The 26,118-nt window shown below is 65.5% G+C and carries 22 protein-coding genes; 15 read left to right on the top strand and 7 right to left on the bottom strand.

The annotated features are described in order from the left end of the window. Positions 1–5 precede the first annotated feature (5 nt). Positions 6–1,280, bottom strand: a complete 1,275-nt coding sequence (gene andAc / locus J2848_RS15590) for an anthranilate 1,2-dioxygenase large subunit AndAc (protein ID WP_149231859.1) — start codon at positions 1,278–1,280, stop codon at positions 6–8. A gap of 287 nt (positions 1,281–1,567) precedes the next feature. Beyond that, entirely contained in the window at positions 1,568–2,440 is an 873-nt protein-coding gene (locus J2848_RS15595; protein WP_149231858.1) for a LysR family transcriptional regulator, read from the bottom strand. 544 nt (positions 2,441–2,984) lie between these two features. On the opposite strand from J2848_RS15595, the gene J2848_RS15600 reads away from it, so the two are divergent. The 10 genes from J2848_RS15600 (at position 2,985) to gcvA (ending at position 14,037) form a co-directional block, all read left to right on the top strand. After that, positions 2,985–3,713: a helix-turn-helix transcriptional regulator gene (locus tag J2848_RS15600; protein WP_149231857.1), complete on the top strand. Its 729-nt coding sequence runs from the start codon at positions 2,985–2,987 to the stop codon at positions 3,711–3,713. Positions 3,714–4,100: 387 nt separating this feature from the next. Continuing rightward, positions 4,101–4,682, top strand: coding sequence for an acyl-homoserine-lactone synthase (locus tag J2848_RS15605; RefSeq protein ID WP_246193905.1), 582 nt, complete (start codon positions 4,101–4,103; stop codon positions 4,680–4,682). Between the two features lie 85 nt (positions 4,683–4,767). After that, entirely contained in the window at positions 4,768–5,577 is an 810-nt protein-coding gene (gene proC, locus J2848_RS15610; RefSeq protein ID WP_149231855.1) for a pyrroline-5-carboxylate reductase, read from the top strand. A 36-nt stretch (positions 5,578–5,613) separates the two neighbouring features. Further along, a complete protein-coding gene (locus J2848_RS15615; protein ID WP_149231854.1) occupies positions 5,614–6,480 on the top strand; it encodes a methyltransferase in 867 nt (288 codons plus the stop codon). A gap of 38 nt (positions 6,481–6,518) precedes the next feature. After that, entirely contained in the window at positions 6,519–7,763 is a 1,245-nt protein-coding gene (locus J2848_RS15620) for a sarcosine oxidase subunit beta family protein (RefSeq protein WP_149231853.1), read from the top strand. A gap of 25 nt (positions 7,764–7,788) precedes the next feature. After that, the gene (locus J2848_RS15625; protein WP_149231852.1) at positions 7,789–8,073 is read left to right on the top strand and encodes a sarcosine oxidase subunit delta; all 285 of its coding nucleotides are present in this window, start codon (positions 7,789–7,791) and stop codon (positions 8,071–8,073) included. Positions 8,074–8,114: 41 nt separating this feature from the next. Continuing rightward, positions 8,115–11,162, top strand: coding sequence for a sarcosine oxidase subunit alpha family protein (locus J2848_RS15630; RefSeq protein WP_253568663.1), 3,048 nt, complete (start codon positions 8,115–8,117; stop codon positions 11,160–11,162). Then, a complete protein-coding gene (locus J2848_RS15635) occupies positions 11,155–11,739 on the top strand; it encodes a sarcosine oxidase subunit gamma (protein WP_170307053.1) in 585 nt (194 codons plus the stop codon). Before J2848_RS15630 ends, J2848_RS15635 begins: the two co-directional genes overlap by 8 nt. 79 nt (positions 11,740–11,818) lie before the next feature. Next, positions 11,819–12,988, top strand: a complete 1,170-nt coding sequence (gene metK / locus J2848_RS15640) for a methionine adenosyltransferase (RefSeq protein ID WP_149231849.1) — start codon at positions 11,819–11,821, stop codon at positions 12,986–12,988. A gap of 71 nt (positions 12,989–13,059) precedes the next feature. Further along, a complete protein-coding gene (gene gcvA, locus J2848_RS15645) occupies positions 13,060–14,037 on the top strand; it encodes a transcriptional regulator GcvA (RefSeq protein WP_170307052.1) in 978 nt (325 codons plus the stop codon). 102 nt (positions 14,038–14,139) lie between these two features. On the opposite strand, the gene J2848_RS15650 is transcribed toward gcvA, so the two are convergent. From J2848_RS15650 to J2848_RS15660, 3 genes are all read right to left on the bottom strand, one after another. Beyond that, positions 14,140–15,303: an MFS transporter gene (locus J2848_RS15650; RefSeq protein ID WP_246193904.1), complete on the bottom strand. Its 1,164-nt coding sequence runs from the start codon at positions 15,301–15,303 to the stop codon at positions 14,140–14,142. 203 nt (positions 15,304–15,506) lie between these two features. Next, positions 15,507–15,959 (bottom strand): MaoC family dehydratase, encoded by a 453-nt coding sequence (locus J2848_RS15655; protein WP_149231846.1) that lies wholly within the window; start codon positions 15,957–15,959, stop codon positions 15,507–15,509. Continuing rightward, positions 15,956–17,122, bottom strand: a complete 1,167-nt coding sequence (locus J2848_RS15660; RefSeq protein ID WP_149231845.1) for a CaiB/BaiF CoA transferase family protein — start codon at positions 17,120–17,122, stop codon at positions 15,956–15,958. The genes J2848_RS15655 and J2848_RS15660 overlap by 4 nt, the downstream gene beginning before the upstream one ends. Positions 17,123–17,597: 475 nt before the next feature. On the opposite strand from J2848_RS15660, the gene J2848_RS15665 reads away from it, so the two are divergent. Further along, positions 17,598–19,274: an AMP-binding protein gene (locus tag J2848_RS15665; protein ID WP_149231844.1), complete on the top strand. Its 1,677-nt coding sequence runs from the start codon at positions 17,598–17,600 to the stop codon at positions 19,272–19,274. Positions 19,275–19,304: 30 nt separating this feature from the next. On the opposite strand, the gene J2848_RS15670 is transcribed toward J2848_RS15665, so the two are convergent. Together J2848_RS15670 and J2848_RS15675 are read right to left on the bottom strand one after the other, a co-directional pair. After that, the gene (locus tag J2848_RS15670) at positions 19,305–20,108 is read right to left on the bottom strand and encodes a ParB/RepB/Spo0J family partition protein (RefSeq protein WP_149231843.1); all 804 of its coding nucleotides are present in this window, start codon (positions 20,106–20,108) and stop codon (positions 19,305–19,307) included. Positions 20,109–20,261: 153 nt separating this feature from the next. Continuing rightward, positions 20,262–21,689, bottom strand: a complete 1,428-nt coding sequence (locus tag J2848_RS15675; protein ID WP_149231842.1) for a sigma-54 interaction domain-containing protein — start codon at positions 21,687–21,689, stop codon at positions 20,262–20,264. A 296-nt stretch (positions 21,690–21,985) separates the two neighbouring features. Here J2848_RS15675 and J2848_RS15680 point away from each other — a divergent pair, with 296 nt between their 5' ends. From J2848_RS15680 to J2848_RS15695, 4 genes are all read left to right on the top strand, one after another. After that, the gene (locus tag J2848_RS15680) at positions 21,986–22,897 is read left to right on the top strand and encodes a 3-hydroxyacyl-CoA dehydrogenase family protein (protein WP_149231841.1); all 912 of its coding nucleotides are present in this window, start codon (positions 21,986–21,988) and stop codon (positions 22,895–22,897) included. Positions 22,898–22,969: 72 nt separating this feature from the next. Next, complete coding sequence (gene kce, locus J2848_RS15685) at positions 22,970–23,923, top strand: 3,5-dioxohexanoate:acetyl-CoA acetone transferase (protein WP_149231840.1); 954 nt, start codon at positions 22,970–22,972, stop codon at positions 23,921–23,923. Between the two features lie 32 nt (positions 23,924–23,955). After that, on the top strand, positions 23,956–24,750 hold the full coding sequence (locus J2848_RS15690) for a 3-hydroxybutyrate dehydrogenase (RefSeq protein ID WP_149231839.1): 795 nt from the start codon (positions 23,956–23,958) through the stop codon (positions 24,748–24,750). A 74-nt stretch (positions 24,751–24,824) separates the two neighbouring features. Then, positions 24,825–26,039, top strand: a complete 1,215-nt coding sequence (locus J2848_RS15695; RefSeq protein ID WP_149231838.1) for an ABC transporter substrate-binding protein — start codon at positions 24,825–24,827, stop codon at positions 26,037–26,039. Positions 26,040–26,118: the final 79 nt, after the last annotated feature.

The raw sequence follows: 26,118 nt of genomic DNA on the forward strand, positions 1-26,118 counted from the left end.
GCCGGTCACTCCGCCGCGATGCTGGGCGTCTGGAAGCCCATCAGGTTCTGATAGCCGACCCAGAAGCGGCGGATCAGGTTTTCGGTGATCAGGGTGTTCTGCTCGTCCGGGGCCGAGCGGGCCATCTCGATGACCGAGGTCTTGTCGCCGTCGCGCACCGTGCCGCGCTGCACCAGCTCGGTCGCCTCGGTGTCCTCCATCGAGATGTAGCCGGCCGGGCCGACCAGATTGGCCTGCTTGATGCGCAGCGCCCGCAGCTCCGGCGTGTCGTCCTCATAGCCGAAGAAGTGGAAGACCAGCTCGAAATGGTCCGGCCCCTTGGGCAGCAGCTGGCGGGCGACCAGCGTGTTGTGGATCTGCTGGATCACCAGCTGCGGGAAGATCGGCTGGATGTGGTTGGTGGTGATCTCCTCGAATTCCGGCTCCAGCGCCAGCAATGAGTCATCCTCCAGATGGAAGCCCTCGTCGTAGGAGCGGATCTTCTGGGCCTTGTAGTCGGCCGAGTTCACGTCCTCCTCGCTCTTCGACACATAGATGATGCTGTGCAGCCCGTGCGTGGCGTCGGGGATGCAGCGCGCCTTCATGCCGACGCGGAAGATGTTGAAGGTGGTGTGGAACAGGTGCAGCAGGCTGGCGTGGTAGGGGTCCTTGACGTTCTCCAGGTACAGCTTCCAATTGCTGTCCGAATATTGCCGGGTGCAGCCGAGATAGACCACCGGCTTGGCGAAGATGCGGTCGACGAAGGGCCGCATCTCCGGACCGATGTAGTCGGCCAGCGGGCAGACCGTGTCGCTGAAGGTGGCGAAGACCAGCCCGCGATAGCTCTCCACCCGTAGCTGATGCAGGTTGTGCTTGGCCGGATCGAAATCCTTCGGCATCCCGGTGGCGCCCTTCTGGCCGCGCCGGAAGGGAACGCCCTGGAGATTGCCCGCAGCACCGAAGCTCCACTGGTGATAGACGCAGCTGTGCGACAGCGCGTTGCCGCGGGCCTTGCGGCAGACCATGGCGCCGCGGTGGGCGCAGCGGTTGACCCAGGCGGCCAGCGTCCCGTCTTCGGTCCGCGTCATCACCACCGGCGTGTCGCCGACGAAGCTGCTCTTGTAGTCGCCGGGCTTGGGGATCTCCGCTTCCAGGCCCAGGAAGTTCCAGGTCGGGCCGCGATAGATGCGCTCCTGCTCCAGGGCGTAGATCTCTTCGGAACTGAACACCGTGTAGGGCACACGCGACCCGTCGGGATTCGGGAATACGGCAAGCCGGCTTTCGGCGCTTGGTCCAGTCATCGAGCTTTTCCTTTGACCATGGATGGCGTTCCGCCTCTGGCCATGGATGGCCATGGGGTCAACCGACCCTCCAGACCGGAAAAGCTTGGCAGATGATCGGCGCACCGCACTATCCGCTCAGCGCATGCGCGATCCGCCACTATCCAGAAAACGCAACAATCGGAAGATCAAAACCCACATTCTTTTTGGAGTTATGGGCAGTGCCATAATAAAGCGCAGAGGATGCTGCTGATTTGACCAAGTCGCCGCGACGTTGAGCTGTCGCGCTGCCGGAACGGCGCCTGGCTTCACTCCGTCACCATGGCGAGAAGGGCGGCGGTCGCCTCGTTGTCGTCGCCAGCCCGCGTGCTGACGATGATCGGCGAGGTGATCGCCGGTTCGGCGACCGGCCGGTAGATCAGGTCGCCGCGCGATCCGGAGGCGGAGTCCGGCACCAGGCACAGCCCGACGCCGCAGGCCACCAGCCCCAGCGCGGTCTGGAGTTCTCCCGCCTCCACCACCGCGTTGGGCAGCAGGCCGCGGTCGCGGAACAGCGCCAGCACCTGATCGGCGTAGCTTGGTCGGGGTTTGCGGGGATAGACCAGCAGGGTTTCGCCGACCAAGGCCGCCAGGGGCACGGGGCCGGTCCCGGCTGCCAGCGGGGAGTCGCTGGAAACCGCCACCACCAAAGGTTCGTCATGCAGAACCCGCTGGACGATGCCCGGTTCCTGGAAGGACAACCGTCCGAAGCCGATGGCGATGCGGTGGTCGCGCAGCGCCGGCAGCTGTTCCAGCGTCGTCATTTCGATCAGGCGGACGTCGAGGTCGGGGCGCGAGGCCCGGAACCGGCGCAGCACGCGGGGAAGCGAGCCGTAGAGGATCGAGCCGACCAGCCCGATGGGATAGACGGTGCGGCGCGACCCGCCCAATGCCCGCAGGCTCCAATGGATGTCGTCGACCCGGTCCAGCACCTGGATGGCATGCTCGTAGAGCAGGCGCCCGGCCTCGGTCAGTTCCAGCGGGCGTGATCCCCGCACCAGCAGTTCCGTCCCCAGCTCCTCTTCGAGCTGACGGATCTGCCGGCTGAGCGGGGGCTGCGCGATGTGCAGCCGCTCCGCCGCGCGGGTGAAGCTGCGTTCCGCCGCGACCATCTGGAAATAGCGCAGGTGCCGCAGTTCCATGTCACCGAATGTCCATCACCGGTCGGAGGGGAGCCGTCATCCTGCTCTTGATGCCCCCCTTGATGCCCGATGGCGGAGACGATGGCAACAGACCGGACCCGGACCCTGCACCCGAACTGACCGGGGTTGCGAAGGCGCCGTAGCAGGCCGGGCTCGCCCACGGCCCGAAGCCGTATCCGATAATGCATAGTCTACATTTAGGGAAAAGTGTCGTCGGGAGAATACAAACTTCCGTCAATGGGTACGGGATCGGGCATAAAATAATATACGCAAGTATGTTTGTCCGCCGGTGCTGGACGTCGGTGCCACATTCTTGTTTTACGACACAGTCGGTGTTCGCTTTATGTGGTATAGACACAGTATAAGTCCAGGATTATACAGTGAGATAGCGAATGTAAGCCGACACCTTTTGCGTTCGCCGTCTCGTAATTACAGCAACCACAGGATAGATCCGAGACGGCTACGCAGAGCACCAATCCCCTGACTGGTTTGATCTTTGTACAGACGATCGACGGGCTACGCACGAGTAAGTGGAGATAGGCTCATGAATACGTGCCAAAGATACTTAAAGGAGATTGCAAAAGCGCGCCATCTTGAAGAGCTGCAAGAGGCAATGAATTTCGTTCTGTCAGAACTGAGTATCGAGTCTTACGCTTATTTAAACGTCGGCGTCGGAACCAACAGTGCACGATCACCATTCTTAATTGGGAATTATAAAAGTGATTGGACAGATTATTATATTCGCAATAAGTTGGATCTGATAGATCCGGTTATCGAAGCCTCGATAAAAAGTTGTGTGCCCTTTTTCTGGGGAGTGCCGGAAGTCGTTTATGCGTCCCGTCCGGAACAGGAAGTGCTGTTTCGGCAGGCTGCGTCTTTTGGAATACGTCATGGCTGGACCGTTCCCATCCACAACTGCAACGGACGCATAGGAACCATCAATATCTGCTCCTCCAAAGAATTCGATCAGTTCAAGGAGCACATAGAGAATCTGGCGATGATGCTTCACGTTATATCCATTCATTTCCATGCCTCCGTCTGCAAGTGCGAACTTGCGGACACGAAGCGCTCCAGCATTGATTTGACGACGCGGGAAAAGCAGTGCCTGGAGTGGGCGGCAAAAGGGAAAAGCAGAACTGATATTGCCGAGATCGTCGGGCTCAGTCCGCGAACAGTGAAATTCCACATAGAAAACGCACAAAAGAAATTTGGCGTATTCAGCACGCGGCAAGCCGCATTGCAGGCCGTTCTCTCTGGAATGATCTCCATATGAAAGTCCATGCAGTCCCCGGGACGGAGCTGGGCGCCCTCCCAAACTGCTACGTCGCACCTTCATACGAGCACCGGGCCGAGCGTTTGGCCGATGCCTATGTCCATGCTGGCGACATAATAAATTCACGGCATGGTAGAAATGCATGCGTTTAATTCAAAATTTGGCGACCCCAGTAAATATATAGCCTGATCAACGGAATCCGCGGCTTCACCGTCGGGTTCACGAATTCGCCGCATCGAACCCAACCGGATATCCTGTCCAGGTGGACAGGTGCGGCGAACTCCCCCCTGTGGCTTCTATTCAAGAAATAATGTTCGTGTAACGCATTGTATGGGGGTGCGGATGATACTGGTATCTGGACCAAGCGACTCTGCCACGCATGCTCCGATGCTTTCCGCCATGTATCGGCTACGTCATCAAGTGTTTCACTTGCGTCTGGGTTGGAAAGTGGCCGTCGTCAACGGCATGGAACTCGACGAGTACGATACGCAAAAGCCCTTTTACCTGCTGTATGTTCGGAATGATGGCGAGGTGGGGGGATGCGTCCGTCTCCTGCCGACCACCGGCCCATACATGCTCAAGAACACCTTCCCGTCATTGGCCGGACAGAACGCCATCCCGAGTTCGCCGCAAATCTGGGAAGCCAGCCGATTCGCCGTGTCCACTCCGGCGGTGCGCAACGCTGACGGATGGTGTCGCGCCAGCCATGAAATGTTCGCCGCGATGGTCGAGTTCGGGCTGGCGCGCGGCATCACCGATTTCATGGCCGTGGTGGATCTGCGGATGGAACGCATTCTGCGACGCGCGGGCTGGCCGCTGGACAGAATGGCCGATCCACAACAGGTCGACGTGACCATGGCGGTCGCCGGCCGGCTTGAGGTTTCGCACCGCACGCTTGCCTCCATTCGCAAGGCCGGCCGGCTGGACGGGCCGGCAATCCGGGACATGACGCTGCGTAACGCGGCGTAGTCCAGGGCCTGTCAGTCACGAATGTCCGCAACCCGGCACCCGCCCGGTTGGTGACACCAAAGGAAACGACCCAAAAGGAAACGACATGGCGAACCTGATCATGTACGGCTGCGGCCACATGGGTTTTCCCATCGCCAAAGCCATCCTGGACGGGCGCGGCAACGAAGCTTCCCCGCTGATCATCGTCGAGGCTGACCGCGAAAAGGCGGACCTGTTGCGGCGCACGCTCGCCTGCGACGTCGTCGCGTCCCATCGACCGGCGCCCGACGACGCTCTGATCCTGGCTGTGAAGCCGGTCGACACGCGACCGCTGGCCGATTCGATCAATCACGCAATGGGGCCGGACAATCTGATCGTTTCGGTGATGGCCGGGGTCACCACCGCCGAGCTTTCGGAGTGCTTCCGCACCAGGCAGGTCATCCGCACCATCCCGAACACGCCGTGCCTGATCGGCCAGGGAATTACGGTGTTCTGCCGCACGCCCGAGGTCACCGGCGCCCACCACGCCCATACCCTGAGGCTGCTCGGCTGCCTTGGCCAGGTGGTGGAGGTTCCCGAAGAGGCGATGATCGACAAGGCGACCGGCATCTCGGGAAGCGGCCCCGCCTACGTCTTCTATCTCGCCGAGGCGCTTCGCGACTGCGCAGTGGAAATGGGCTTCTCGCGTTCCGACGCCTGGTCCCTCGCCACGGAAACCGTCGCCGGCGCCGGCGCCCTCCTGCGCGCCCGGCAAGAGGATCCGACGACGCTTCGGCACGAGGTCATGACACCCAAGGGGACCACGGCCGCCGCGATCGACCACCTCGAGCGGCACCATGTGGGACGGATTATGCAGGAAGCTTTCCAGGCGAGCTGGCAGCGCGCGGCATCGCTGGGCACCAACCCTCTGGGTTGACAGACGAACAACTCCTTCAATCAGAGAGGAATTGCCATGCTTCAAAGTGTCGAGGCACAGCCCCTGCCTGGGCGGGCTTTACCGCAGTCCGGCATCGAGGATCTCTGCAGCCACTATTTCGGTCTCGGGATCGAGGTGAAGTTGCGGCGGGACGGCAAGGTGTTCCAGCCCAGCAAGGCGGGCCTGGCGTTCGGCGAGTATCTGCTGTCGAACGTCACCATCGAAGAAAAGATGGGCGATATCCTGGAGATCGGCACCGGCTCCGGAGCTTTGGCGATCCTTCTGGCAATCGCCGGCGCCCGCAACGTCGTCGCCACGGACATCAACCAGCACATCATCGACGTTGCCCGCGCCAACTACGGCATCGCGCAGCGCGATTTCCGGTCGCTTCAGGGAGGTCGCAGTCCCCACCTCCGTTTTCTGGTGAGCAACCTGTTCGACAGCCGGGATCTCGAGAACCGGAGGTTCGACCTCATCTTCTTCAATCCGCCGGGGTGGCGGACGCCGGACGATCCGGAACTGTTCCGCACCATCTGCGAGGACAGCTACTACTCCATGTTCGAGGGCGACCAGACAGTCACCCGCTTCCTCCAGCAGGTCGGCCGTTATCTGAAGCCCAATGGGCGGGTGCTCATCGGCCTGAATTCCATCGTCGGCATTCAGAGCGTCATCGCCGCCTACAAGGAGTGGGAGGCGAAGCACGCCCTGTGGGAGTTCGATTTTACCATTCGACAGAAGAATGCCATCGAGCTGATGCTCTACAATGATCATTGGAAGAAGAATGGCGACCTGATCCGTAATCAGCTTCTTCTGTGGAAGCAGCGCGGACTCTCCCACTTTTCCCATCATAACGATCACTCGGAGTGGTTCTACGAGATCACGGAGATACAGAATATTACGTAGCGCGCCGTTCCGGCCCGGCCCAGGATCAAGAGGCCCCGATGCACAAGCACTCCTTCCTCGATCTTCTTCGCCACGGATTGGCCGGAAACCGGACCTGGCCGCGCATGTGGCGCACTCCGGAGCCGAAGCCGGAGTATGACGTGGTCATCGTCGGCGGCGGCGGGCACGGTCTGGCCACCGCCTATTACCTGGCCAGGGAACACGGCGTCCGCAACGTCGCCGTGCTTGAAAAGGGTTGGCTGGGCGGCGGCAACACGGCCCGCAACACGACCATCATCCGGTCCAACTATTTGCAGGACCCGTCGGCGGCGCTGTACGACTTCTCGATACGCCTGTGGGAGGGGCTGTCGGCCGAGCTGGGATTCAACGTCATGTTCTCGCAACGTGGCGTCATCCACCTCGCGCACAGCCTCCACGACCTGCACGAGATCCAACGGCGGGGCAACGCCATCCATCTCAACGGCGTCGATTCCGAATTCCTCGATCCCGCCCAAATCCGCCGGATGCTGCCGTCGATGAACCTGGACTGCCGGTTTCCGGTGCTCGGGGCGTTGCACCAGAAACGCGGCGGGGTCGCGCGGCACGACGCCGTGGCCTGGGGGTACGCCCGGGGCGCGGACGCCCACGGCGTGGACATCATCCAGCGCTGCGAGGTGCTGGGCTTCCGCACGCGGGGCGGAACCGTGACCGGCGTGGAAACGACGCGCGGCTTCATCGGGGCGCGCGTCGTCGGCTGTGCGGTGGCGGCGGCCAGCGGCGTTCTGGCGACCATGGCGGGGTTCCGCCTGCCGCTGGAGACCTCTCCCCTGCAGGCGTTCGTCTCCGAACCGGTCCGCCCGTTCCTGGACCATGTCGTGATGTCGAACGCCATCCACCTCTACGTCTCGCAGTCGGGCAAGGGCGAACTGGTGATGGGGGCCGGCTCCGACCCGTACGTGTCCTACGCGCAGCGCGGCAGCTTCGATCAGGTGGAACTGGCCGTCCGCGCCCTGCTCGAACTCTTTCCCTCCCTGTCACGGCTGCGGTTCATGCGGCAGTGGGCGGGAAACTGCGACATCACCGCCGACCGCTCGCCGATCATCTCCGGCACGCCGGTACGCAATCTCTTCTTCAATTGCGGCTGGGGCACCGGGGGGTTCAAGGCGACCCCCGCGTCCGGCTTCGTCTTCGCCCATTGTCTTGCGCGCGGTACTCCCCACCCGCTGGCCGAGCCGTTCGGCATGGAGCGGTTCCACAGCGGCGCCCTCATCGACGAGGGCGCGGCAGCCACCGTGGCGCACTAGACCATCTTGCAGAAAAGGAACCGCCATGCTGGTGATTCGCTGCCCCTGGTGCTCGGAGCGCGACCAGACCGAATTCTCCTACCATGGGGAAGCCCACATCGCGCGCCCCGCGACCCCGATGGACCGGACGGACGAGCAGTGGGGCGATTACCTGTTCTTCCGCAGCAACACCCGTGGCCCGCACCGCGAGCGCTGGCTGCACGCCGCCGGGTGCCGGCGCTGGTTCAACCTGCTCCGCGATACCGCAACCGGCCGGATCCTGGCGGTTTACCGCCCGGATGAACCGCCACCTGCCGCAACGGCCGGATGAGCGCGGTGCCCTCTGTCATAGGCCTGATTCCCATGGACGGTGTGACCCCCATCCTTGACGCGTGCCCGGTTCGCCGGGCCGCGCAGACCAACCGCCTGGCGGGCGGCGGCGGCATCGACCGCTCCCGTCCGCTCGACTTCCGCTTCGATGGCCGCGACTACCAGGGATATGCGGGCGATACCCTGGCTTCCGCTCTTCTGGCGAACGGAGTCCGGCTCCTCGGCCGCAGCTACAAGTACGGCCGCCCCAGAGGCATCGTCTCCGCCGGCCCGGAGGAGCCGGGCGCTCTGGTGACGCTCGGGTCCGGCGCGGCGCTGGAACCGAACATCCGGCCGACCATGGTCCCGCTGCGGCAGGGGCTGGAGGCCTTCGCGCAGCTGTCGCCCGCCGGGACCGGCCCCGACCCGCTCGGCTGGATCGCCGACCGGTTCTCCCGCTTCCTGCCGCCGGGGTTCTATTACAAGACATTCTCGTGGCCCCGCCGGCTGTGGCCGCTCTACGAGCGGATGCTGCGGAAGGCGGCAAGTTCGGCGCCCGTGCCGGAGCAGCGCGACGCGAACCGGTACGAGCACCGGTACATGCATTGCGACGTGCTCGTGGTCGGCGGCGGCCCCGCCGGTCTGGCCGCAGCCCTGGCCGCCGGGCGGGCAGGGGCGTCGGTCGTCCTCGCCGACGAGAACGCCGAACTGGGGGGAGCCCTGATCGACGAACCCGACACGCCGGCCGGCCGCGCCGCGCGCGCCTGGGTCGCCGCGATGGTCGGCGAACTGGACAGCCTGCCGGAGGTGGAGACGCTGAAACGGACGAGCGTCGTGGCTTTCCACGATCACAATTACCTGATCGCGGTCGAGGAACGCGGGGACTCCATGGTGCCTCCGCCCGCCCAGCGCCTGCTGAAGATCCGGGCGCGGGAGGTGGTGCTGGCGACCGGCGCCGTCGAACGCCCTCTGGTCTTTCCCGACAACGACCGGCCGGGCGTCATGCTTGCCGGGGCGGTGCGGACCTATCTCAACCGGTACGCCGTGATGCCGGGCCAAACGATGGTCGTCTTCACGAACAACGACACGGCCTACCGCACCGCGCTGGAGGCAGCCGGGGCCGGCGCCCGCGTCACCGTCGTCGACATCCGGCCGCAACCGCGGGGAGCCCTGGTCCGGCGAGCGCGGGCGGCCGGCATCGGTGTCCTTCCCGGACATGCGGTGACCGCCGTGCGCGGCCGGCGGGCGGTCCGCGGCGTCGAGATCCGCGCGCTGGCCGACGACGGGCGTGGCGTGGGCGCGGCGGCGATGGAACTGCCCTGCTCCGTCGTCGCCATGTCCGGTGGCTGGATCCCGTCAGTCCAGCTCTTCAGCCAGTCGGGTGGGCGGCTGCGCTTCCGTCCGGACGTCGGCGCGCATGTGCCGGGCGAGCCGCCGACCCTGAATCGCAGCCGGCCGGCCGGAGCCTGCAACGGCAGCTTCACCCTGTCCGCCTGCGTCGCCGAGGGGCTGGCCGCCGGCCAGGCGGCAGCCGGCCAAGCGGAAGCCGGCGTGGGGAGCGGGGCGGAAATCCCGCACCCGCCGCCGCCCGGCACGGATGACGAGGAGGAGCCCGCTCTCTTCCTGCCCCATGTGCCTGGACCGTTGCCTGGACCGTTGCCGGGCAAATCCTTCGTCGATCTGCAAAGCGACGTGACGGTCGCGGACATCGTGCTGGCCGAACGGGAGGGGTACGGCGCCGTCGAGCATCTCAAGCGCTACACGGCGCTGGGGATGGGAGCCGATCAGGGCCGGACCTCGGCGCTGAACGGCCTCGCCGTGCTGGCCGGCCAGCGCGGCGTGGGCATCGGGGCGCTGGGCCATACCACCTTCCGTCCCAACCTGAAGCCGGTCCGCTTCGGTGCCATCGCCGGCCCGCATCTCGGCCCCTCCTTCACACCGCAGCGGCGCACCCCGATGCATCCCTGGCACGAGGCCAACGGCGCCGTGTTCGAGGATACCGGCACCTGGATCCGCCCGTTCTGCTTTCCCAATCCGGGAGAAACGGCCGAGCAGGCGGTGCGGCGCGAAGCCCGCGCCGCGCGGACCGGCGTCGGCCTGCTGGACGCCTCGACGCTGGGCAAGATTGAGGTCCAGGGACCCGACGCCGAGGAATTCCTGGACCGCATGTATGTGACGACCCGGCGCGGGCTGGCGGTCGGCCGGTGCCGCTATGGGATGATGCTCAACGAAAACGGGGTCGTCTTCGACGACGGCGTCACCACGCGGCTCGCGCCGGATCATTTTCTCCTGTCGACCAACTCCAGCGGTGCCGCGCGCGTGCTGCGCTGGCTGGAGGAGTGGCTGCAAACCGAATGGCCCGATCTGGACGTCTTTTGCACCTGCGTCACCGAGCAGTGGGCGAACGCCACGCTGGTCGGGCCGCTGGCCCGCGACCTGCTGCGCCAGGTGACGGACATCGACCTCGATCCGGCGCGCTTTCCCTTCATGTCGATGCGCCAGGGGACCGTGGCCGGCTTGCCGGCGCGGGTCTTCCGGATCGCCTACTCGGGTGATCTGTCCTTCGAGATCAACGTGCCCGCCCGCCACGGGCTGGCGCTCTGGGAAAGCCTCGTCCGCGCCGGGGAGACCTTCGGCCTCACTCCTTACGGAACGGAGGCCATGCATCTGCTGCGGGCAGAGAAGGGCTTCATCGTGGTCGGACAGGATACCGACGGAACCGTCACCCCGGTCGATCTGGGCCAGGGCGTGCCGGCCGCCACGGCCCGCGACTTTGTCGGGAAAAGGTCGCTGTTCCGGGCCGACATGCTCCGCGACGACCGCAAGCAGCTGGTCGGGCTGCTGACCGCGGACCCGTCGCTGGTCCTGCCCGTCGGCACCCATCTGACCGACACCCCGCGACCCGTCCCGCCCGTTCCGACCCTGGGCTTCGTAACGACCGGCCATTTCAGTCCGGCGGTGGGGCGTTCCATCGCCTTGGCGCTGGTGGCCGGGGGACGGGGCCGGCTGGGCGAGACGGTCACGGCGTACCGCCGTGACGGCGGGCCGCATCCGGTCACGATCGTGCCACCCTGCTTCTACGATCCGGATGGGGAGCGCCGCCATGCCTGACGCACCATATGTCCAAGCCCCGGCCCTCATCACGGAGGATCGGATCACCGGTGCCTGGGAAACCGTGCCGACGGGCAAGATCCTGCTGCGCGGCGACCCGGCGGACAGGCTGTTCCACCGGGTGGTGACTCAGGCCTTGGGCGCCGGACCCCCGACGGAACCGAACCGGGTGCAGACCGCGCGTTCCGGTCCGATCGTCTGGTTCGGTCCGGACGAGTGGCTGGCCGAAGTGCCGGATGGCGACTGCGGGCGTCGGCTGGAGGAGTTGCGGCGCGGGCTGGCCGGAACACATGCGGCGGCGGTCGATGTTTCGGATTGCCACGTCGTCTTCCGCCTGTCCGGAGCGCGGGCGCGCGATGTGCTGGCCAAGACCTGCCCGCTCGACCTTCGGCCCCGATCCTTCGGCCCCGGCGACTGCGCGCGCAGCCGCCTCGGCCAGGCATCGGTCTGCGTGATCCTGGCCGACCCGTCGCCGGTCTTCCGGATCTTCGTTCCACGATCGATAGCCGACTATGCCGGCCAATTGCTCTTCACGGGAATGGAAGAGTTCGCGGCGCCGCCGGCCGGCCGCGGATGACGCAAGGCGGCATCTCCGCTTTCGGAAATGGGCTCCCTTTCAAAATTGGGCCCCTTGCAAAAATGGGAAGGAACGCACCGTGTCCACACAGAACCATCTCTTCACCAGCGAATCCGTGTCCGAGGGCCATCCGGACAAGGTCTGCGACCGGATCTCCGATGCCATCGTCGACCTCTACCTGTCGCACGCCCCGGACGCCCGCGTCGCGGTGGAGACGCTGTGCACCACCAACCAGGTGGTGCTGGCCGGCGAGGTGCGCGGTCCCGAGAGCATCACTCCGGACATGCTGGTTCAGGTCGCGCGCCATGCGGTGAAGGACATCGGCTACGAGCAGGACGGCTTCCACTGGGACAGGATGGACGTCAGGTGCTTCGTCCATTCCCAGTCGGCCGACATCGCCATGGGCGTCGATGCCGCCGGCGGGAAGGACGAGGGCGCCGGCGACCAGGGCATCATGTTCGGCTACGCCTGCGACGAGACCCCGGCCCTGATGCCGGCGCCGGTCTACTACGCGCACGCCATCCTGAAGTCGCTGGCCGAGGCCCGCCACTCCGGCGCCGCCATCGAATTCGGTCCGGACGCCAAGAGCCAGGTCACCCTCCAGTACGTCAACGGCCGCCCGACCCGCGCCACCTCGGTGGTGGTCTCGACCCAGCACGGCGAGACGTACTCCCAGGCCGACATCCGGGAGATCGTCCGTCCGCATGTCCTGAACGTGCTGCCGGAAGGCTGGATGTGCGACGAGCCGTCCTTTTACGTGAACCCGACCGGCCGCTTCGTCATTGGCGGCCCGGACGGCGACGCCGGCCTGACCGGCCGCAAGATCATCGTCGACACCTATGGCGGTGCGGCCCCGCACGGTGGCGGCGCCTTCTCGGGCAAGGATCCGACAAAGGTGGACCGCTCGGCCGCGTACGCGGCGCGCTATCTGGCGAAGAACGTCGTCGCAGCCGGCTTGGCCGACAAATGCACGATCCAGCTCTCCTACGCGATCGGGGTGTCGAGGCCGCTGTCCGTCTATGTCGATACCGCAGGCACGGGGAAGGTGGATATGCACCGTCTGTCGGACGTGCTCCAGCAGCTGGTGGACCTCTCCCCGCGCGGCATCCGCACGCATCTCGGCCTCAACAGGCCGATCTACGCGCGCACGGCGGCCTATGGCCACTTCGGCCGCGAGGCCGAGGCGGATGGCGGTTTCTCCTGGGAGAAGACCGATCTGGTGAACGACCTGCGCTGCTCGTTCCTCTGAACGTCGAAGGCAGCAAACACCGGAAGGCTTGTTTTTCTGCCAAAAAGAAGGAGCATTGGATGTCCTACCGAATGCCGCCGCTGAACGCATTGCGGGCTTTCGAGGCCTCGGCGCGCCATCTCAGCTTCAAACTGGCCGCGAATGAACTGAACGTGACGGCCGGTGCCGTGAGCCAGCACGTGAAGTCTCTTGAGGATCTGCTGGGCGTGAAGCTGTTTCGGCGCCTTCACAAGTCGTTGGCTCTTACTCAAGCCGGACAATCCTATCTGCCGGCGCTGCGAAACGCCTTCAGCATCATCTCCGAATCAACGCAACGGATTGCGGTGAAACGCTCGGTAGAGGTCTTCTCGATCGGGGTGCAGGCCGCATTTGCGGTGAAGTGGCTGTTTCCCCGTCTTCCACTGTTCCTCGACGACAACCCTCATATCGACGTTCGGCTGAGTTCTTCCATCGAGCTTGAGGAGGTCCGCCAGGGTCTGGTCGATGCCGTCATTCGATACGGCACGGGACATTTCCCGGGCTTCCGGAGCATCCTCATTCGCCCGGAGCGGCTGGATCCCGTTTGCAGTCCCCGTCTGCTGGCCAACGGCCCGCCGCTGGAGAAACTGGAAGACCTGCGGCATCACCTGTTGCTGCACGACGAGTTCCGCGAGAGCTGGCGGATATGGTGCGCTGCGCGGGATATGGATGGCCTGGACTTCACGAAGGGCCTGAGTTTCGCCGATGAGCACCTCGCACTGAAGGCTGCGATCGAAGGGTTCGGCGTCGCGCTCGGTCAGGATCTGCTGATCGAAGAGGATGTGCGGTCCGGGCGGCTGGTCCGGCCGCTCGGCGACGGCCCCGAACGGAACGGCGGATACTATCTCGTCTGCTCCGACAGCAACGCCGACTGCGCCAAGATGAAGACGTTCCGGGAGTTTCTCGCCTCGGGCATCCAGGTTCCCGACCTCTTCGAGGCTGACGCGCCGGCGATCGTCGTTCAGGCGCGGGCTCTCGCCGCCGTCAGGAAAGGCTCCCTCAACGGCATGGGGAAGAGCATGGGGGCATGAGGCCCCGCCGGTGTGGGCGGCGGGGCAGGGGAACCCGGAGGCTGGGGGCTCAAAGGTTGGACTGTCCGGCAAGATCACCGCCAAGGCTGGAATGCGGCCGGATCAGGCAAATGCCGTGCGGGCGCGCGATCGCAACAGCAACGTCAGCACGATGGCGGCGTTCAGCGCGTTCCAGCCGACTCCGTTCAGAAAGGCCGCGTTATACGAGCCGGTCATGTCGAAGATCATGCCGGAACTCCAGCCTCCGGCCGACATGCCGAGCAGGGAGACCATGATCACCGTGCCGACGCGCGTTGCCGCTTCGCTCGCAGGCATCGTCTCGCGAACGATGATGGCGTAGCTCGACACGATTCCGCCGTGGAACAGGCCGAACAAGGCGGAGACCACATAGAGCGGCGTGAGCCCGTCGAAGAACAGGTACATCGTGAGTGCCGAGGCCTGCGCCACCGATCCGATCAGCAGGGTCGCGAGGCCGCCGAGCCGATCGGCTATGATGCCCGACCCGACCCGGCTGACGGCGCCGAAGGCCAGCATCAGCGACAGCATTTCGGCTCCGCGCCCGACGCCGTAACCGAGATCGCCACAATAAGCGACGATATGCACCTGCGGTATCGCCATTGCCATGCAGCAGCAGAAGCTCGCGATCGAGAGAACCACCGTCAGAACGTTGGGGCTGAGTCTGGTATCGACGCTCGGGCGGGTGTCAGCACCGGGCCGGTGCTGCTGCGTCCTGCCGATGCTCGACCGGAGTATGAGGACAAGCACCGTCATCGCGGCTCCGCAAAAAATGCCGAGAGCGAGGTGCGTCGTCTGCCAGCCGTAATGGGTGATGCCCCGGTTGATGAGCGGAGGCCACAGGGCACCGGAAAGATAGAATCCGCTGCCCGCGATCCCCACCGCGATTCCGCGCCGGCGCACGAACCAGCGCGACGCTTCCGCCATCAACGGCGCGAAGGTCGCCGATGCGCCGAACCCGACCAGGAAATGCGCCATGTTGAATTGCCAGAGCGCATTCGAAATGCCGGCCGAAAGATAACCGAGCAGCAGTGACAGAACGCCCATCGCCATCGCGGGGATGATGCCGACGCGGTCCGTCAGACGGCCCGTGATGACTCCGCCGAGGCCAAAACCGATCATCGCCAATGTGTAGGCGAGCGACGCCACGGCGCGCGTGCCGCCGAATTCGGCCTGGACCGTCGGCAGCACGATCACGACCGACCACACGCCGACGCTGCCGACCGTTGCGATCGCCAGGGCGATCAGCAATCGCCGCCACGCCGCGGGCGAGTCGGGCACGAATGTCGGAACGTTCCGTCCGGGGGCAGAAGATGTAATCAATCGGTCCTCCGCTGGCAGGGCTTTCTCGTTCTACGCGCATCAGGATGCAGGAAAGAACCGCAAACGTCCCCTCCCGCCTGCCGCCTTTCCCGACGCCGTCGCGGTAAAAGTCCGTTCGATCCGGACACTGGCTAAAGGCGATCCGTAAGCAGCACCCGGCCTTTGGCCGCGAGGGACGTCTTGCCATCCTGTCCCTTGATACGGCCCCGCAGATCAACGATCTCGCCCCGCAATTTCTCGTTCCAGGCGACCTTTCTCACCAGCCATTCCAATCGAATGGTTTCATCCGCATAGATCGGACGCCTGAACCGGATCCAGAACTCCAGGCCCAGCATTGCCCCCTTCTTGGAGAAATGAGACGCCGTCAGGGCAAGCAGCAAAGACGTGGCGTGAGGTCCGCTCGCCGTGGGCCGGCCGAAACGGGTGGTCGCGGCATAGGCGATGTCATGATGTATCGGGTTGTTGTCGCCGACGGAGTCGGCAAATTTGGTGACCTCCGACAATGACAGCGCCACTTCGCAGGAAAAGCGCTCCCTTGGGCGTGCCTTCATCGCCGTCAGCGGGCTGAGAGTCTCACAAGTCATGACGCGATCTCTGCTGTGACGGCGCGTTGCGCCGAAAATGCCGCGGCCCTGGCCACCTGTTCACGGCTGCAGCCCCATTGCGACAGCAGTTCCTTCACGGCTGCCGGTTCGGCGGTGGCCGGCGCGGGGTGTGCCGCCGGTGTGCGGCTGAAGCGCGGCGCGGGGGCGTTCTGGGGGACGCCGGCGACCTCGACGAACGCCTGCCGCGCCCGATTGTGCGGATCGCGGGGGGCCTCCTCGAGCGTCAGCACCGGCGTGACGCAGGCGTCGCTGCCCGCGAACACCGCACACCACTCATCGCGCGTGCGGGTCATGAACTGCTCGGCGAGGAGTGGTTTCAGTTCCGCCCAGCATTGCGGACCATCCTCGGCACTCATGAAGCCCCGGTCCCCGAACAGCTTCGGATCGAGCCCGGCCTTGGCGATGAGTTCCGCATAGAATTGCGGTTCGAGCGGACCCACGGCCATGAATTTGCCGTCCTTGGTTCGATAGGTATCGTAGTAATGCGCGGCGCCCGCAAGAAAGTGCTCGCCGACTTGGTTGCAGTGCGAGCCATGCGCCTGCATGCCCAGGAGCATGGCCATCAGCGCGATGGAACCATCCACCATCGCCGCATCCACCACCTGTCCCTGGCCGGATCGCTCACGCTCCAGCAGCGCGCACAGCATGCCGAACGCGAGCAGCATGCCGCCGCCGCCGAAATCTCCCACTAGGTTGAGAGGCGGCACCGGCCGTTCGCCCGGCCGGCCGATGGCGTGCAGCGCGCCGCTCAAGGCGATGTAATTGATGTCGTGTCCGGCGCGGCTCGCGAGCGGCCCGTCCTGCCCCCAGCCGGTCATGCGCCCATACACCAGCCTTGCATTGCGGCCCAGGCAGTCGTCCGGCCCGAATCCCAGGCGCTCCGCCACGCCGGGACGGTACCCTTCGAACAAGGCATCGGCGTGCTCGACGATGTCGAGCAGCACAGCCACCTGATCCCGGTCCTTCAGGTCCAGCGCCAGGCGCAACCGGTTGCGCTGCAAAGGATCGTAGACATCGGCGCTTGTTCCATGCCGTTCCACTCTGAGCACCTGCGCGCCCAGATCCGACAGAAGCATGCCGCAGAACGGCCCCGGTCCCATCCCGGCCATTTCAATGATACGGAAACCCTTGAGCGGACCCATTCAGATCACTCCTTGATCAGCGTCAGCCGCAAGTTCGGTTTTGGATTGCCGCCAAGCGCGGCGCGTTTCGCTTCACCCGCCGACGATCGCCGGGCTTGCAGGTTGCGGTCCGACATAGCCTTGCGCCGGCACATGCCTTGTACCGTGCCCGACGAGTCCGGCGCCTGACAAACCAGAAAAACGCAGCAAACCGCTCAGAAAAACTGCCGTGACAAAAGCGCTGCCATCGCGATGATGATCCCGGCGCCGGTGCCATGATGTGGTTATGAGGAATGGCACGCGTCAGCGCATGAAGCAGGCCATGGACGGCACGGCCATGCATGATGAACCCATGCAGCGCGTCCGCCTCCCAGGTAACCGGTGTTGCCGTTTTCAGAATTCAGGATGCGCTTGTTAGAAGGCGCTGCTTGCTGCCTTTTGCATTGGATTTCACGATCCGAAGAAGAAACTCGCTTGATCAAAGGGGAGAAGCGTTATGCTGAGCTATGTCAGTGGAACGAGCGACCAGCCTTTGCTGTACCAGACGGTCGGTGCGACGCTTGAACGCGCGGCCGAACGGTGGCCTGCGCGCGATGCGCTGATCATCCCGCAGCAGAATATCCGCTGGACATGGCGGCAACTGAATGACGAGGCGGACCGGCTGGCGCGCGGCTTCCTCAGTCTGGGGCTGAAGCCCGGCGACCGCATCGGCATCTGGGCTCCCAATCGCGTCGAATGGGTCGTCACGCAGTTCGCCTCGGCGAAGGCCGGCCTCATTCTCGTTACCATCAACCCCGCCTATCGCCTCAGCGAGCTTGAGGCCGCGTTGAACAAGGTGGCGGCGCGCGCGCTGGTGCTCGCACCGTCGTTCAAGAGCAGCAACTATGTTGAAATGATCCGCCAGCTCGCTCCCGAACTCGGCACCGGCGGTGCCAGAGATCTGAAGCTTGCCCGCCTGCCGCATCTGCGGTCGCTCGTGCTCATGGGCGATGAATTGGTTCCGGGTTTCATCGCGTATGATTCGCTGTTGCGGGATGCCGATGCATGCGGGGACCTCCAGCAACTGGCAACGCAGCTGCAACCGGAAGATCCCATCAACATTCAATTCACCAGCGGCACGACGGGCTTGCCGAAAGGCGCGACGCTCACCCATCACAACATCGTCAACAACGGCTACTTCGTGGCGCGGCGCCAACGGTTCACCGAGCATGACCGCGTATGCATTCCCGTCCCGCTCTATCACTGTTTCGGCATGGGCATGGGGGTGCTCGGCTGCACGACCCACGGTGCGGCAATGGTCTTCCCGGGGGAAGGGTTCGATCCGCTTGCCGTGCTGAAAGCCGTCGACCAGGAGCGCTGCACGGCGCTGTACGGCGTACCGACGATGTTCATTGCCGAGCTGGACCATCCGGAGTTCGCGTCCTACGACCTGCACTCCCTGCGCACCGGCATCATGGCGGGCGCACCGTGTCCGGTCGAGATCATGAAGCGTGTGGTTGCGCAGATGCACATGCGCGAGATCACGATCTGCATGGGCACGACGGAAATGAGTCCTATCACTTTCCAGACCGAGCCCGACGATACGCTGGAACGGCGTGTCTCCACTGTCGGCACGATCCACCCCCATGTCGAAGCGAAGATCGTGGATGCGAACGGGCGGGTGGTCCCCTTGGGCGTTCGCGGTGAACTGCTGACGCGCGGCTACGGCCTCATGCAGGGCTATTGGGAGGAGCCGCAGAAGACCGCCGAGGCCATCGACCAGGACGGCTGGATGCACACCGGCGATCTCGTCATCCTGGACGAAGCCGGTTACCTCAAGGTCGTCGGCCGGAGCAAGGATTTGATTATTCGTGGCGGCGAGAACATTTCGCCCCGGGAGATCGAGGACTTTCTGTATCTGCATCCCAAGATCCAGGAGGTGCAGGTCTTCGGCCTGCCCGATCAACGCCTGGGCGAAATCGTCGCGGCGTGGATCAAGCTCAAACCCGAGATGGAGTGCACCGTCGAGGAGGTGCAGCATTATTGCCGCGACAATATCTCCCACCACAAGGTGCCGAAGCACGTCTCTTTCGTCACGGACATCCCCATGACGGTGACGGGCAAGCCCCAGAAGCACATCATGAGAAAGATGATGGTGGAAAGGCTTGGACTGCAGGACGATCGGGCCGCCTGATACCAGGGCTCGCGGGTCATGGGTCACGGGTTACGGCCGCGGCACCGGCCGTTCCCTTGCGGGGCGCGCTTCCCCTGCTCCACCCCCGGTGGCCAGCAGCGTGTCGATCCTGTCGCGCAGCGCCAGCAGTGCAGACCGGTCCGCCTCCGCCAGATCCGGCGCGGCGTCGATCCGGTCCAGCTGGCGGGCGCAGCGCCGCACCGCCGACAGGGCGCGGGGCAATGCCGGCAGGGCCTCGCGCCGCATCCGCCGCGCCTGCCGCACGGTGAGCGCGCCGCCCCTCGCCTCCCGCCACAACGCCGCCTGTGCCTCCGCGTCGCGCACCCGCGCGACCTCCACCAGCAGGGAGCGCGAGACCACCCGCCGCACCTGCGCATACTCCGCCTTGATCCAGTCCGGCAGCCGGTTCAGGCTCAGCAGATCGCCGACCCAGCTGGTGCTGCGTCCGACCAGCCGGGCCAGAGCCTCGCGCCCCCAGCCCTGCTCCACGAGGCGCTGGAGCGCTTCGGCCAGTTCCAGCGCGTCCAGACCTTGGCGCTGCGTGTTCTCGACCAGCGACAGCACCGCGGCGCTTTCATTGGACACCGCCACCGCCGGCACCCCGGCCCGGCCGAGCGCCTGCACCGCACGCAGCCGGCGCGCCCCGGCCAGCAGCTCGTACCGCCCGTTTCCCAGCGGACGAACGACGATGGGCTGCAACAGCCCGACCTCTTCGACGGAGCGGGCGAGCGAATCGAGATCCTCGTCGTCGATGCGGCGGCGGGCGTGGCTGTCGGGCACGGTGATGGCGGCGACGGCGATGCACGCGACGTCGCCCATGGCGGCAAGGCTCATGGCGCACAAACTCCTCGGGCCGCGGGCCTGGGCAGGCGCACGGCGGGTGGGGAAGGGGATATGTCGGGGAAGCCGCGGGCGCAGTTGGCCCGCCGACGGCAGCGATCCTGCCAAACTATAGGAATATTGTCAAGGCCGCGGTGGCTGCCGGCCTCAGTCGTCCGGTTGCACGGGAATGCCGTGCTTGCGCAGCTTCGCATAGAGGTTGGTGCGCGACAGGCCGAGGCTGCGGGCGGCCTCCAGCTTGTTGCCCCGGCTGTCGGCGAGTGCTTCGAGGATCAGCGACCGTTCCAGATCGTCCATCGTCGCGGCCAGCGGGCGTTTTCCCTTGGCCGAGGCGGGACGGTCGAGGGGGGCGTCCGGCAGGATGTCCGCGAAATCCTCCGCCAGGATGCGGTCGCCTTCGGTGCGCACATAGACCTGTTCGATGACATTGGCCAGTTCGCGGATGTTGCCGGGCCAGTCATGGCGCCGCAGCAGGTCGAGCGCCGGCGGCGTGAGGTCGCGCATCGGCTGGTCGAGGCTGAGCGCCACCTTCTCCGAGAACAGCGAGGCGAGAATCTCCAGATCGTCCCGGCGGTCGCGCAACGCCGGCAGCTGGATCGGGAAGACATTCAGCCGGTAATAGAGGTCCGGCCGGAAGGCGCCGCTGCGCACCATCTCGGCCAGCGGCCGGCTGGTCGCCGCGATGATGCGGACGTCGACCTTGACCACCTGATTGGAGCCGAGCGGTTCGACCTCGCGTTCCTGCAAGACGCGCAGCAGCTTGGCCTGCAACGGCAGCGGCATGTCGCCGATCTCGTCGAGGAACAGGGTGCCGCCGTCGGCCAGCTGGAACTTGCCGGGGCGCGGCTGGCGGCCGGCGCCGGTGTAGGCACCGGGGGCGACGCCGAAGAACTCCGCTTCCAGCAGGTTTTCGGGAATGGCGGCGGTGTTGACGCCGACGAAGGGACGGTGGGCGCGGTCGGAGCAGGCATGGATCGACTGCGCCACCAGCTCCTTGCCGGTTCCGGTCTCGCCCAGCAGCAGCACCGCCGAGGTGATCTGGCCGGCCCGGCGCACCAGCCGCTTGACCTGGAGCATCGCCGGGCTGAAGCCGATCAGGTTCTCGACCGTGTATTTCGACGCCCGGCTGGCCGCCAGTTCCTGTTCCACCCGGGTCAGCCGTGATTGCAGCTTGTTGAAACGGTCAGCGATGGGGCGGAGATAGGTCAGGCTGTTCTTCAGGGCGAAGGCGAGGGCGCCGATGACCTCCCCCCGTTCGTCGCGCAGCGGCAGACGGCTGACCAGCAGCGTATGCTCGCCATAGCGCATGATGTCGAGCGGCATCGACCGGCCGCTTTCCACCACCTCGCGCATCCGGCTGTGCGGAATGACGCGCTCCACCGGCTGGCCGATCGCCTCCGCCCGCGACTGGAACCCCAACTGCGCCATCAGCTTTTCGGTGAACCAGACATGCTTGTCGTTCGACCAGACGATGCGGGCGTCGCGGTCGACCAGCAGGGCGCCGTCGATCATCTCGTCGACCATCGCCATCAGCGCGCATGCCGCCGCGAACTGCTCGCTCCGATCCGTGGGCATCCCCAGCCCTCCCCGTTACGGACTGTCAATATTACGCACAGTATCTGTCAGAAAAATGAACAGGACGGAAGCGCCGATTTCCAGGGAAGCGGGGCTTCGCCACGCGGCCGGCTGTCCGCAATCGTAGGCATCCGGCTGCCGTTGCCGGACAGGGCTTCGGCAAAACCGTGCCGCAGCAGTCACTTGGCCGTCTGGCACGGCCATTGCTTACCAGCCTTTCCAAACAGCGTCCATAGCGAACAATCAGTGCAACGCCTTGACGGGCGCCGGTCACGCGAAGGGGGAATGCACAGGCCATGACACACCAGCGCATCGCCATCATCGGCGCCGGGATGATGGGGCAGGGGATCGCGCAAGCCTTCGCCGCCGCCGGCCATCGCGTCGACATCCAGGAACCCGACCCTGGCCACCGGGCCGGCATCCTCGACCGCATCCGCCGGAGCTTCCGCGATCTCGGGCAGGACAGCGCCGCCGCCGACCGCATCCAGCCGCGGGAGAGGCTGGAGGAGGCCGTCGCCGCCGCCGACATCGTCATCGAGGCGGTGCCGGAGGATCTTGCCCTCAAGCAGCGCGTCCTGGCGGCGGCGGAAGCGGCGGCGCCGTCCCATGCGCTGCTCGCCAGCAACACGTCGGTCATCCCGATCACCCGGATCATGGAGCCGCTGCGCGACCGCAGCCGCGCGCTCGGCACCCACTGGTGGAACCCGGCCCATCTGATCCCGCTGGTCGAGGTGGTGCGGACGCGCGAAACCGCCGATGCGGCGGTCGATGCGGTGACCGGCCTGCTGAAGTCCATCGGCAAGCAGCCGGTGGAGGTCCGCAAGGATGTGCCCGGCTTCATCGGCAACCGCCTGCAACATGCGTTGTGGCGCGAGGCGATCGCGCTGGTTCAGGACGGCGTGTGCGATGCCGAGACGGTCGACACCGTGGTCAAGGCCAGCTTCGGCCGGCGTCTCGCCGTCCTGGGGCCGCTGGAGAACGCCGATCTCGTCGGCACCGACCTGACGCTCGCGGTCCACGGCCATGTCCTGCCCGATCTCGACCGCACGCCGGGCCCGCAGCCCCTCCTCCGCGATCTGGTCGCTTCCGGGCGGCTCGGCATGAAGTCCGGCGCCGGTTTCCGCACCTGGAGCGAGGGGCAGCGGGAAGAAATCGCCGCCCGCCTCGCCGCCCATCTCCAGCGCCTGGATGGTCTCGAACGCGGATAGGCGTTCCCCATCCACAACCCCAATTCGAATCGTCCGGGCCGTTCCGTCCGGACCAGCACAGGAGGGCCTTGCATGGCCGCATCGAAGAAGCCCGCATCAGTAAAAAAGGTCATCATCAGCTGCGCGCTGACCGGATCGATCCACACCCCCACCATGTCGGACGCCCTGCCGGTCACGCCGGACGAGATCGTCGAGCAGGGCGTCGGCGCGGCGGAGGCCGGGGCCGCGATCCTGCATCTGCACGCCCGCGATCCCCGCACCGGCCAGCCGACGCCCGACCCGGCGGTGTTCATGCAGTTCCTGCCGCGGCTGAAGCAGTCGACCGACGCGGTGCTGAACATCACCACCGGCGGCTCGCTCAACATGACGGTGCAGGAGCGCCTCGCCGCCCCGCTGCTGGCCAAGCCGGAGATGTGCTCGCTCAACATGGGATCGATGAATTTCGGCATCTTCCCGCTGGCCGACCGCTACAAGGACTGGAAGCATGATTGGGAGGAGCCCTATCTGCGCAGCACCGACGATTTCATCTTCCGCAACACCTTCCGCGACATCGCCTACATCCTCGAACATCTCGGCGAGGGCTGCGGCACCCGCTTCGAGTTCGAATGCTACGATGTCGGACACCTCTACAATCTCGCGCATTTCCTCGACCGCGGGCTGGTGAAGACGCCGCTGTTCATCCAGACCATCTTCGGCATCCTCGGCGGCATCGGTGCCGAGGAGCGCAACCTCGTCTTCATGCGCGAGACCGCCGACCGCCTGTTCGGCAAGGATTACGAATGGTCGGTGCTGGCCGCCGGCCGCCACCAGATCCCCTTCACCACCATGGCCGCGGTGATGGGCGGCAACGTCCGCGTCGGGCTGGAGGACAGCCTGTATCTCGCCAAGGGCCGGCTCGCCCGCAACAGCGCCGAGCAGGTGGCGAAGATCCGCCGCATCCTGGAGGAGCTGTCGCTGGAGGTCGCCACGCCTGAGGAGGCGCGCGCCATGCTCCACCTCAAGGGCGCCGATCAGGTGGCGTTCTGACGCGCTATCATCAGACCAGGGAACGAAGAGACATGCAGAACAGAATAGCCGCCGCCAGAATCGCCGTCGTCACCGGATCGACCAGCGGCATCGGGCTGGCGACGGTGCGGGCACTTGCCGGCCGGGGCTGCGACGTGATGGTCAACGGCTTTGGCGACCGCGCCGAGATCGACCGCAACTGCGCCGAGATCGCCGAGCGGACCGGCAACCGCATCGTCTATTCCGCCGCCGACCTGAGCCGGCCGGAGGAGGTGCGCGCCATGATGGCCGATGCCGCCGACCGGCTGGGGCCGGTCGACATCCTGGTGAACAATGCCGGCGTCCAGCATGTCGCCGCCCTGCACGAGTTCCCCGACGACAAATGGGACCTGCTGCTGGCGGTCAATCTCAGCGCCGCCTTCCACGCCATCAAGGCGGCGCTGCCGTCCATGCGGGAGCGGCGCTGGGGGCGCATCGTCAACACCGCCTCGGTGCTGGGCATGGTCGGCGCCCCGCACAAGCCGGCCTATGTCGCCGCCAAGCACGGCCTCATCGGCCTGACCAAGTCGGTGTCGATCGAGGTCGCCCCGCACGGCATCACCTGCAACGCGGTCTGTCCCGGCACCGTGCTGACCCCGATCATCGAGCGGCAGATCGCCCAGCAGGCGCAGGTCACCGGCCTGCCGGAGGATCAGGTGTTGCAGACGGTGTTTCTGGAACGGATGCCGACCGGCCGGCTGATCGCCCCGGAGGAGGTCGCATCCGCCATCGCCTTCCTGTGCTCCGACGCCGCGGGGTCGATCACCGGAGCGGCCCTGCCCGTCGACGGCGGCTATACCACCCACTGATCTCCGCCTCCCGGCCGTCCGGTCGGGGGCGATGAGTCCAAAACATCAAGAATAGTCGAATTAGGGAGCGAACCATGCGTACACTTCTTCTTGCCGGCACCGCCCTGGCCGTGTTGGGATCCGTCCTGGCATCCGGCGCCGCCCAGGCCCAGATGTCCGACAACGTCATCAAGATCGGCATGCTGTCCGACCGCTCCGGCATCTATGCCGACATCAACGGCGAGGGGTCGGCGGTGGCCGCGCGGATGGCCGCCGAGGAATTCGGCAACGCCATAAACGGCACGAAGATCGAGATCATCGTCGGCGACCACCAGAACAAGGCGGACATCGCCGCCAATCTGGCCCGCCAGTGGATCGACACCGAGAAGGTCGACGTCGTCGCCGACGTGCCGAACTCCGCCGCAGCGCTGGCGGTGCAGGCGATCACGCGGGACAAGAAGCGCCTGTTCCTGATGTCCGGCCCCGGTTCGACCGACCTGACCGGCAAGGAATGCAGCCCCTATGGCTTCCACTGGACCTGGGACAACCATGCCGTGGCCTCCGCCACCGCCCGCGCGCTGGTCGAGCAGGGCCGCAAGAGCTGGTTCTTCATCACCGCCGACTATGCCTTCGGCCATTCGCTGGAAGCCGAGGCGGCCAACACGGTCAAGCAGCTCGGCGGCACCATCAAGGGCAGCGTGCGCCATCCGCTGGGCGCATCCGACTTCTCCTCCTACCTGTTGCAGGCGCAGGCATCGGGGGCCGAGGTGGTGGCCTTCGCCAATGCCGGCGGCGACACCATCAACGGCGTCAAGCAGGCAGCCGAGTTCGGCATTCCACAGGGCGGCCAGACGCTGGCGGGGCTGCTGCTGAACATCAACGACATCCAGGCGCTGGGGCTGGAGACCTCGCAGGGGCTGATGCTGGCGAATTCCTTCTACTGGGACATGACCGAGGAAACCCGCGGCTGGTCGAAGAAGTTCGAGGAGCGGACCGGCCGCAAGCCGTCGATGAACCAGGCCGGCGTCTATTCGTCGGTCCGCCATTACCTGAAGGCGGTGCAGGAGGTGGGCACCGACGATCCCGACAAGGTGGCGGCGAAGATGCGTTCCATGCCGGTCACCGACATGATGATGAAGGAGGCGAAGATCGCCGCCAACGGCCGCGTCTTCGACGACATGTATCTGGCGCAGGTGAAGACGCCGGCGGAATCGAAATACGCCTGGGACTATTTCAAGGTCCTCAAGACCGTTCCCGGCACCCAGGCCTATATCGACCCGAAGGACAGCGGCTGCCCGCTCGTCAAGTGACGCCTGTCAAGTGATGCCTGTCAAGTGATGCTTGGCATTTGACGGCCGGCATCTGCCGCCTGTCGCCTTTCCCACCGCT

The organism is Azospirillum lipoferum (assembly GCF_024170005.1).
Lineage (GTDB): Bacteria > Pseudomonadota > Alphaproteobacteria > Azospirillales > Azospirillaceae > Azospirillum > Azospirillum lipoferum.

What these genes read in the sequence shown, in the direction of transcription:
- andAc (WP_149231859.1), bottom strand. Translation starts at nt 1,280, where the DNA reads ATGACTGGACCAAGCGCCGAAAGCCGGCTTGCCGTATTCCCGAATCCC.
- J2848_RS15595 (WP_149231858.1), bottom strand. Translation starts at nt 2,440, where the DNA reads ATGGAACTGCGGCACCTGCGCTATTTCCAGATGGTCGCGGCGGAACGC.
- J2848_RS15600 (WP_149231857.1), top strand. Translation starts at nt 2,985, where the DNA reads ATGAATACGTGCCAAAGATACTTAAAGGAGATTGCAAAAGCGCGCCAT.
- J2848_RS15605 (WP_246193905.1), top strand. Translation starts at nt 4,101, where the DNA reads ATGCTTTCCGCCATGTATCGGCTACGTCATCAAGTGTTTCACTTGCGT.
- proC (WP_149231855.1), top strand. Translation starts at nt 4,768, where the DNA reads ATGGCGAACCTGATCATGTACGGCTGCGGCCACATGGGTTTTCCCATC.
- J2848_RS15615 (WP_149231854.1), top strand. Translation starts at nt 5,614, where the DNA reads ATGCTTCAAAGTGTCGAGGCACAGCCCCTGCCTGGGCGGGCTTTACCG.
- J2848_RS15620 (WP_149231853.1), top strand. Translation starts at nt 6,519, where the DNA reads ATGCACAAGCACTCCTTCCTCGATCTTCTTCGCCACGGATTGGCCGGA.
- J2848_RS15625 (WP_149231852.1), top strand. Translation starts at nt 7,789, where the DNA reads ATGCTGGTGATTCGCTGCCCCTGGTGCTCGGAGCGCGACCAGACCGAA.
- J2848_RS15635 (WP_170307053.1), top strand. Translation starts at nt 11,155, where the DNA reads ATGCCTGACGCACCATATGTCCAAGCCCCGGCCCTCATCACGGAGGAT.
- gcvA (WP_170307052.1), top strand. Translation starts at nt 13,060, where the DNA reads ATGCCGCCGCTGAACGCATTGCGGGCTTTCGAGGCCTCGGCGCGCCAT.
- J2848_RS15655 (WP_149231846.1), bottom strand. Translation starts at nt 15,959, where the DNA reads ATGACTTGTGAGACTCTCAGCCCGCTGACGGCGATGAAGGCACGCCCA.
- J2848_RS15660 (WP_149231845.1), bottom strand. Translation starts at nt 17,122, where the DNA reads ATGGGTCCGCTCAAGGGTTTCCGTATCATTGAAATGGCCGGGATGGGA.
- J2848_RS15665 (WP_149231844.1), top strand. Translation starts at nt 17,598, where the DNA reads ATGCTGAGCTATGTCAGTGGAACGAGCGACCAGCCTTTGCTGTACCAG.
- J2848_RS15670 (WP_149231843.1), bottom strand. Translation starts at nt 20,108, where the DNA reads ATGAGCCTTGCCGCCATGGGCGACGTCGCGTGCATCGCCGTCGCCGCC.
- J2848_RS15675 (WP_149231842.1), bottom strand. Translation starts at nt 21,689, where the DNA reads ATGCCCACGGATCGGAGCGAGCAGTTCGCGGCGGCATGCGCGCTGATG.
- J2848_RS15680 (WP_149231841.1), top strand. Translation starts at nt 21,986, where the DNA reads ATGACACACCAGCGCATCGCCATCATCGGCGCCGGGATGATGGGGCAG.
- kce (WP_149231840.1), top strand. Translation starts at nt 22,970, where the DNA reads ATGGCCGCATCGAAGAAGCCCGCATCAGTAAAAAAGGTCATCATCAGC.
- J2848_RS15690 (WP_149231839.1), top strand. Translation starts at nt 23,956, where the DNA reads ATGCAGAACAGAATAGCCGCCGCCAGAATCGCCGTCGTCACCGGATCG.
- J2848_RS15695 (WP_149231838.1), top strand. Translation starts at nt 24,825, where the DNA reads ATGCGTACACTTCTTCTTGCCGGCACCGCCCTGGCCGTGTTGGGATCC.